This window comes from Paractinoplanes aksuensis (assembly GCF_024137025.1).
Classification (GTDB): domain Bacteria; phylum Actinomycetota; class Actinomycetes; order Mycobacteriales; family Micromonosporaceae; genus Actinoplanes; species Actinoplanes aksuensis.
On the sequence record NZ_JAMYJR010000010.1, the window covers coordinates 286759 to 294485 of the forward strand.

Genomic DNA, 7727 nt, shown 5'->3' on the forward strand with positions numbered 1-7727 from the left:
GGGGTCCAGCGGCCCGCGAGGCGGCGCGGATCGCTGGGACGCCACGGCTTCCGGACCCGGAGAGGAGGGAAACGCGGAAGCCGCGGCAGCTGAGGAGGGTCGGACGGATGGCGCCTCGGCCGGAGAAGAGTGGGTCATGAGGGGACCCGTTCGCTGGCTACGCGGCGGCGGAAGACCCAGTACGAGTAGGCCTGGTACGCGATCACGCCGGGCAGGATGAGGAGGCCGGCCCACGTGATCAGCTCGAGGGCCTGCGGGGTGGCGGCCGCGGTGTCGCGGGTCAGCGAGAACGCGGGGTCGAGCGTGCTGCGCAGCACGACCGGGCCGTGGATGGTGAAGACGGTCACCACGGCGCCGGCCACGGCCACGGCGGTCGCGCTGAAGGCCAGAGCCTCCCGGCCGGTACGAGCCAGCAGGCCGACGGCGAAGGCGAGCACAGCGGCGATCAGCACGACGGTGGTGCCGGTGCCCGCGCCCACCAGCAGGAGCACGACCGCGCCGCCCGTGCCCAGCCACTGGGCTGTGCGCCCGGCCCGGCGGCGCAGCGGACCACTCGTACGCAAGGAAAGGAACGTCGCTCCGAGCAGCAGCGCGGCATAGAGGGCGGCCAGCGCGCCGAGGCCGGCCGCGGGCGTCAGCACCGGTCCGAACGTACGGTCGAAACCGCCCCCGACCACGTCGCCGTTCGCGTTGATGGCCAGGCCGTGGGCGAACGCGGCCAGCAGCGCGCCCCACACGAGGACGATGCCGAGCGAGCTGGCGGCCAACGCGATGTCGGCCCGGCGGCGGTAGCGCAGGCCGTCGCCCTTGCCGCGGAACTCGAGCGCCACGCCGCGGATCGCCAGCAGGAGCAGCAGCACCACCATCGGCAGGTAAAGCCCGGCCAGCAGCGACGAGTACCAGGCCGGGAAGGCCGCGAACGTCACGCCGATGGCCGCCACCAGCCACACCTCGTTGCCGTCCCAGAACGGGCCGATGGTGCGGACGGCGGCGCCGCGCTCGTGGTCGTCGCGGCCGAGCACCGGGCCGAGCAGCCCGACGCCGAAGTCGAAGCCCTCGAGCACGAAGAACAGCACCCAGGCCAGCACGACGACCGAGAACCAGAAGGTGATCACGTCAGGGCTCCTCAGTAGACCGGGGCAGGTTCGGGTTTGTCGGCCTCGGCCGGGTCCGGCACGAGCGGCTGCCGGGCCAGATGGCGGACGAGTCGCAGCCACACGACCGCGATGACGCCGTAGATGACCGTGAACCCGGCCAGCGACGCGATCACCTCGGAGCTGGTCAGCCCGGGGGAGATGCCGTCGGCGACCTTGGAGATGCCGAACGCGATCCAGGGCTGGCGCGCGGTCTCGGTGAAGATCCAGCCGAACGAGTTGGCCGCAGTGGGCAGCAGCGGGATCAGCGGCAGCCACCGGGTGAGCCGGCGAGGGGCTTCACGACCTTTGCGCGTACGCCAGAGGTAGTAAGCGGCCACGGCCGCGGCCAGCATGCCGATGCCGATCATCAGGCGGAACGTCCAGAAGGCGACCGGGATCATGGGCACGTACGAGCCGGGTCCGAACTCGGCCGCGTACTGGGCCTGCAGGTCGTCGATGCCCTGAACGGTGGCGGTCGGGTTCCCCTTGGCCAGGATCGACAGCAGCCACGGGATCTCGAGCGAGAACTCGGGCAGCGGCTTGCCGGTCGCGAAGACCGAGAACGGCGCGCCCGACGTGGTGGCGTAGAGCGCCTCGGCCGCGGCCATCTTCATCGGCTGCACCTCGGTGATGACCTTGCCCAGGTGGTCGCCGGTGAGCGCGGTCAGCGCCCCGCCGGCCAGCGTCAGCCAAGCGCCGAGCCGAGCCAGGGTCCGGTACGCGGGGTCGGCCGCGAGCCGCCACACGCCGAGCCCGAGCAACAGCGCCCCACCCACCATGATCGCCCCGGAGATGGTGTGCGGGAACGCGGCCAGGTTGACCTTGTTGAGCATCAGTTCGGTGAACGACGTGAGCTCGGCCCGCCCGGTGACGGGGTTGAGGGCGTACGCCACGGGGTTCTGCATGAAGCTGTTGCCGGCCAGGATGATGAACGCCGACAGCAGCGTGCCCACGGCCACGATGACGATGCAGGCGGTGTGGACGGCGCGGGGCAGCCTGTCCCATCCGAAGTACCAGAGCGCGAGGAACGTCGCCTCGAGGAAGAACGCGAGCATGCCCTCGATGGCCAGCGTCGGCCCGAACACGTCGCCGTAGAACCGGGCGAACGCGCTCCACCCCAGCCCGAACTGGAACTCCTGGACCAGGCCGGTGACCACGCCGACCGCGAACGTGACGATCAAGATCTTGCCCACGAACTTGGTCAGGTGCAGGTACTGCTCTTTTTTCGTACGCAACCAGGCGATCTGCAGACCGGCCGCGCTCGCGGCCAGGCTGATCGACAGCGGCACGAAGAAGTAGTGGTAGATCGTCACGACCGCGAACTGCAGGCGTGTCCAGTCCAGCACGTCCATGTGGGTGCCCCTCTACGACGTCTCGTAGTAGATACTACGTCACGTAGTACGACGCTGTGACGTAGAGGCGGTATGCTCGGTCACATGGCTCTCGGGGATCTGGAACGAGAGGTCATGACGCAGTTGTGGGACGCCGGTGAGCCGCTCACCGTGCGGCAGGTGCACGAGCGCCTCAGCCGTCAGCGCGATCTGGCCTACACGACGGTGATGACCGTGCTCGACCGCTTGGCGAAGAAGGGCGTGGTCCGGCAGCAGAAGGCCGACCGCGCCTACAAGTACGTGCCGGCGCAGACCCGCGAAGAGATGACCGCCTCGGTCATGCTCGACGCGCTGACCTCCAGCGACGATCAGGACGCGGCGCTGGCGTATTTCGTCGGGCAGCTCCCGCCCGACGCTCTGGCCGCAGCAATCGAAGCCGCTCAGAAGAAGAGGTGACCGCGCTCCTGCTGGGCGCGCTCGGCTTGACCCTCTCGCTGGTCGTGCCGGGTCTCCTGGCGCGGGCGCGCTGGCCCGACCGGGCGCCGGTGGCCGCCGTCCTGCTGTGGCAGTCGATCACGCTGACCGCCGTCCTGGCTGCTCTCGGCGTCGTGCTGGCCGCGCCCGAAGAGGTCACCCGGGCCGCCGGCTCGGGCCAGTTCGCGGCCGAGGTGACAGTGATCGGCGCGCTGGCCGTGGCCGCGGTGATCATCGTGCGGCTACTGCTCTCGCTGATCGGGGTCAGTCGCCGCTCGCGGGCCCGCCGCGCCCGGCACCGCCTGCTGGTCGACCTGCTCGACCGGGCCGAGCAGCACCGCGAGCTGGGCCCGGACAACCTCCGCATACTCGATGGGGCACTTCCTTTGGCGTACTGCGTGCCGGGGCGCGAGCCGCGGGTCGTGCTCAGCAATGGCGTGCTGCAGGTGCTCGACCGCGAGCAGGTCGACGCCGTGCTGGCCCACGAGCAGACCCACCTGCGGCACCGGCACGAGGTCGTCATGGAGTCGTTCACGGCGTTCTACCGCGCGGTGCCCGGGCCGCTGCGCAGCCGGCGGCCGCTCGACGCCGTCCACCTGCTGCTCGAGATGATCGCCGACGACGTGGCCCGCCGGCGGGTCGGCGCGGCGCCGCTGCGGGCCGCGCTCGAGCAGTTGTCGGACGCCGTACCCCTGGCCGATGACGTGAAGCCCGAGGCTGACGCCCGCGGGCGGCGGCTGGCCCGGCTGTCTTCGTCGCACAAGCCGTCCGTCGTACTCAATGCGCTCGTGACCGCGGCGGCCGTGGGCCTGTTGGTTCTGCCGACAGTGATTCTGGTGGTGCCCTGGCTCGACCGGGCCTTGGAAGAGTGGCCCCTGTAGAGCGCGGGCTTGATCGGGAGTACGGTGTTGCACGGTCCGGCAGCCCCCCATCGACCGCCCCGGTCGATCTGGCGGATCACCGCCCGATCGGGGTGAAGCCGCTCGTCGCGGCCGGACGCGCTTCCCGTCCGTTAACCGGTCGGCGGCGTTCGGGAAGAAAGGACCCACAGCAAACGTGCGTCGTGCCGCAGTAGTGCGCAGCCTGGTCTGCGCCCTCGCCGCGGTCGGGATCATTTTCTCCGGCCCCGCCGTGGCGCATGCAACACCCTCGCCGGGATCGGTCGAGGCGCAGATCGACAAGCAGTGGAACCAGCTCGAGCCGGTCATCGAGCAGTACAACGATGTGCACAGCAAGCTGATCAAGAACAGGGCCCAGCAGAAGAAGCTGGCCGCCCAGATCACCCCGCTGCAGGTCAAGGTCGACGTGGCCATGCAGCAGGTGCGCGGGCTGGCCGTGGACGCGTACAAGCAGGGCGCGCCCAACGCGGTCAACGCGCTGCTGGTCACCGGGTCGCCGACCGGGCTGACCGACAAGCTGCTCTACCTCGACCAGCTGGCCCGCAACCAGCGGGACAAGGTCGCGAGCGTGGCCGCGCTGCGCGACAAGCTGACCGCGACCAAGGCCGACCTGGACGTGGTCACCAAGTCGGTGGCCGCCCGCGACACCGACCTGGCCCAGCGCAAGGTGGCCATCGAGACGAAGATCACGTCGCTGCAGAAGCTGCGCATCCAGGCCTACGGCTCGGCCGACGCCAACGACGGGCCGCTGCGGCTCGGCGCGTGCCCGGTCGACTACACCAACGACAAGGGTGGCCGGGCCGCGCAGAAGGCGTGCGACCTCATCGGCAAGCCCTACGTCTTCGGGTCGGCCGGTCCCAACTCGTACGACTGCTCGGGTCTGACCCAGGAGGCGTGGGCGAGTGTGGGGGTGCACCTGGACCACTACACGAAGGACCAGTGGGGCCAGGGCCGTCCGGTCTCCAAGGGCGAACTGAAACCGGGTGACCTGGTGTTCTATTACCCGGGCAGCCTGCATCACGTGGCCATCTACATCGGTGGCGGCATGGTGGTGCACGCCCCGCACACGGGCGACCACGTGCGGATGGCGACGATCGACCGCGGTCCGATCGCCGGTTATCGACGACCGGGTTAGTTCTCGAGGCCGCCGGGCCACTGCCCGGCGGCCTTTTGTCACAGGGCGCGGGCATAATTCGCTGTCATGAGCGACTCGCCCCTGATCGACAGCCTCACCGCGGCCGTCGAGGCCCGGCCCGACGATCTGACCCTGCGGCTGCACCTGGCCGAGCTGCTGGTGGGCGCGGGCCGCGGGGCCGAGGCGATCGGGCACGCCGCTCAGGTGCTGGCCCGGGAACCGGGCAACGAGACCGCGCAGAAGCTGATGACCTCGGCCCTCGGCCGGTCCGAGCCGGCCGCTCCCTCTCCCGCCGCCCCGGGCGCTCCGGCCGATCCCGCCGCCCCGGGCGTCGACTGGGCCGCGCTGGAGCAGGACTTCAGCGATGTTGTGCCGCCGCGTTTCTCCCATGAGCCCGAGCCCGTCCAGGGGCACGAGGATCGCACGTTCGACGTCGAGCGCTCGACGGTCACGCTGGCCGACGTGGGTGGCATGCAAGAGGTCAAGAAGCGTCTCGAGGTTTCCTTCCTCGGCCCTTTGAAAAACCCCAAATTGCGTACGCTGTTCGGCAAGTCCCTGCGCGGCGGCCTGCTGCTGTACGGCCCGCCCGGCTGCGGCAAGACGTTCCTGGCCCGCGCGGTGGCCGGCGAGATGGGGGCGGCGTTCATCTCCCTCTCGATCACCGATGTGCTCAACATGTGGATCGGCAGCTCCGAGCGCAACCTGCACGACCTGTTCGACTCGGCCCGCGGCCACGCCCCGTGCGTGCTGTTCCTCGACGAGATCGACGCGTTGGGGCACAAGCGCAGCCAGCTCAACTCGTCGTCGATGCGCACGGTGGTCAACCAGCTGCTGACCGAGCTCGACGGCGTCGACGGCAACAACGACGGCGTCTTCGTGCTGGCCGCCACCAACGCCCCGTGGGACATCGACTCGGCCCTGCGCCGCCCCGGGCGTCTCGACCGTACGCTGCTGGTGCTCCCGCCCGACAAGCCCGCCCGGGCCGCGATCCTGCAATACCACCTGCGCGACCGCCCGGTGGCCGGCGTCGACCTGGCCCGGGTGGCCGACGCGACCGAGAACTACTCCGGCGCCGACCTGGCCCACGTGTGCGAGACCGCCGCCGAGTACGCCATGCGCGACTCCATCACGTCCGGCGAGATCCGCATGATCAACCAGCAGGACATGCTGACCGCCGCCCGCGAGATCCGCCCCTCCACCGACGGCTGGTTCGCCACCGCCCGCAACGTGGCGATGTTCGCCAACGAGTCCGGGGAATACGACGACCTGGCGGCCTACCTCAAGAAGCGCCGGCGGTGAGCTCGCCGCCAGGCGCGTACTGGCGGGCTCAGAAACTGGCCGAGGTCGGCCACTACGCCGAGGCCGAGCGCATCACCCGCGCGGCCCTGGCCGAATCTCCCGCCGACGGCTGGCTGCTCACGCTGCTGGCCTCGGTGCTGCGGCTCCAACGCGACTACGCGGCCGCCCTGCGCACAGCCGAGGCGGCCATCGAGGCCGAGCCGACGCTGTCCGACGCCCACCTGGAACGGGCCGAAGACCTGATCGTCCTGGTCCGCACCCGCGAGGCCGTCGACTCGGCCGCCGAGGCGGTGCGCCTGTCCCCGTCGAACGCCTCCGGACACTTCGTGCTGGCCCGGGCCCACGCCGCCGCCCGCCAGTTCGACCCGGCCCGCGCCGCGGTCGCCCACGGCCGCACGCTCGACCCGGCCTCGGTCGAAGGCCTGCTCACCGTGGCCGACATCGAACGCGACGCCGGCAACCGCGAGGCCGCACTGACCGCGGCCCAGACCGCCCTGGCCACGGAACCCGACAACGCCTACGGCCGCTGGCTGGTGGCCATGCTGGACGCGGAGAAGCTGAAGGTGCGACGCTCGATGCGCGCCCTGCGCGAGGTGGCCCGAGACCACCCCGCCCGAGCCGACATCGTCTCGATGACGTGGCCCATCCGCGGCGTCCTGACCGCCCTGCGGCGAGGCCTGGCCGCCAGCGCCGCCCTGGTAACCGTGCTGATGCTCATCGGCACCTGGTGGTGGCCCCCAGCTGAACCCTTCGCCCGCGTAGTGGCCGCCGTGCTGGCCGCGGTGATGGCCGGCTTCGCCGCCCGCGTGCTGATCCCGGCGGGCCGCCTCCCATGGCGCTGCCTGGCCCTACTGCCGAAGCTCATGCGCCGAGCCGACACAGCCGGCCTGACCCTCACCGGCGTCGCGGTCGCACTACTCGTCCTGTACGCCTGGCTCGCATGGCCGCCGCTGCCGGTGCTAGCGCTGGCCGCAACGCCGCTGCTATGGCTGCTCAGCCTGCTAGAACTGCTAGGCGCCGGCCTCGACGACCCCGGTAGCCGCGAAGCCCTGCACGCCTGGACCAACGACCTACGCGCCTGGTGGCAAACAACCAAAAAAGACCTACGCGAAACCTGGAAAGACGAGAACACCACCCACAACAACGGCTGACGCCCCACGCCCGCATCGCGCCGTGCCCGCATCGCACCGCGCTCATCGAGCCGCGCCCGCCTTCGCCGTATCGCGCTGAGAGCCGCACTCGGACGTGACGGTCGGTTTCGTCTCGTAAGGCTTCGCGTTGTGGGTGGCGGCTGTGGCGTGACGGTCCGTTTCGTTTCGCGAAGCCGCGCTCATCGGCCCGCGCTCATCGAGCCGCGCCCGCCTTCGCCGTATCGTGCTGAGAGCCGCACTCGGACGTGACGGTCGGTTTCGTCTCGTAAGGCTTCGCGTTGTGGGTGGCGGCTGTGGCGTGA

General features: G+C 70.6%; 7 protein-coding genes. 5 read left to right on the plus strand and 2 right to left on the minus strand.

What is annotated here, in order from left to right; genetic code table 11:
* Positions 1-134 precede the first annotated feature (134 nt).
* Together cydB and M1L60_RS11760 are read right to left on the minus strand one after the other, a co-directional pair.
* A complete protein-coding gene (cydB, locus tag M1L60_RS11755) occupies positions 135-1115 on the minus strand; it encodes a cytochrome d ubiquinol oxidase subunit II (protein ID WP_253237396.1) in 981 nt (326 codons plus the stop codon).
* A gap of 11 nt (positions 1116-1126) precedes the next feature.
* Positions 1127-2488 (minus strand): cytochrome ubiquinol oxidase subunit I, encoded by a 1362-nt coding sequence (locus M1L60_RS11760; RefSeq protein WP_253237397.1) that lies wholly within the window; start codon positions 2486-2488, stop codon positions 1127-1129.
* A gap of 84 nt (positions 2489-2572) precedes the next feature.
* Here M1L60_RS11760 and M1L60_RS11765 point away from each other — a divergent pair, with 84 nt between their 5' ends.
* From M1L60_RS11765 to M1L60_RS11785, 5 genes are all read left to right on the plus strand, one after another.
* Entirely contained in the window at positions 2573-2923 is a 351-nt protein-coding gene (locus tag M1L60_RS11765; protein WP_253237398.1) for a BlaI/MecI/CopY family transcriptional regulator, read from the plus strand.
* On the plus strand, positions 2920-3822 hold the full coding sequence (locus M1L60_RS11770) for a M56 family metallopeptidase (protein WP_253237399.1): 903 nt from the start codon (positions 2920-2922) through the stop codon (positions 3820-3822). The genes M1L60_RS11765 and M1L60_RS11770 overlap by 4 nt, the downstream gene beginning before the upstream one ends.
* Positions 3823-3997: 175 nt before the next feature.
* On the plus strand, positions 3998-4975 hold the full coding sequence (locus tag M1L60_RS11775; protein WP_253237400.1) for a C40 family peptidase: 978 nt from the start codon (positions 3998-4000) through the stop codon (positions 4973-4975).
* Between the two features lie 66 nt (positions 4976-5041).
* On the plus strand, positions 5042-6274 hold the full coding sequence (locus M1L60_RS11780; RefSeq protein ID WP_253237401.1) for an AAA family ATPase: 1233 nt from the start codon (positions 5042-5044) through the stop codon (positions 6272-6274).
* Entirely contained in the window at positions 6271-7425 is a 1155-nt protein-coding gene (locus M1L60_RS11785; RefSeq protein WP_253237402.1) for a tetratricopeptide repeat protein, read from the plus strand. The genes M1L60_RS11780 and M1L60_RS11785 overlap by 4 nt, the downstream gene beginning before the upstream one ends.
* Positions 7426-7727 lie beyond the last annotated feature (302 nt).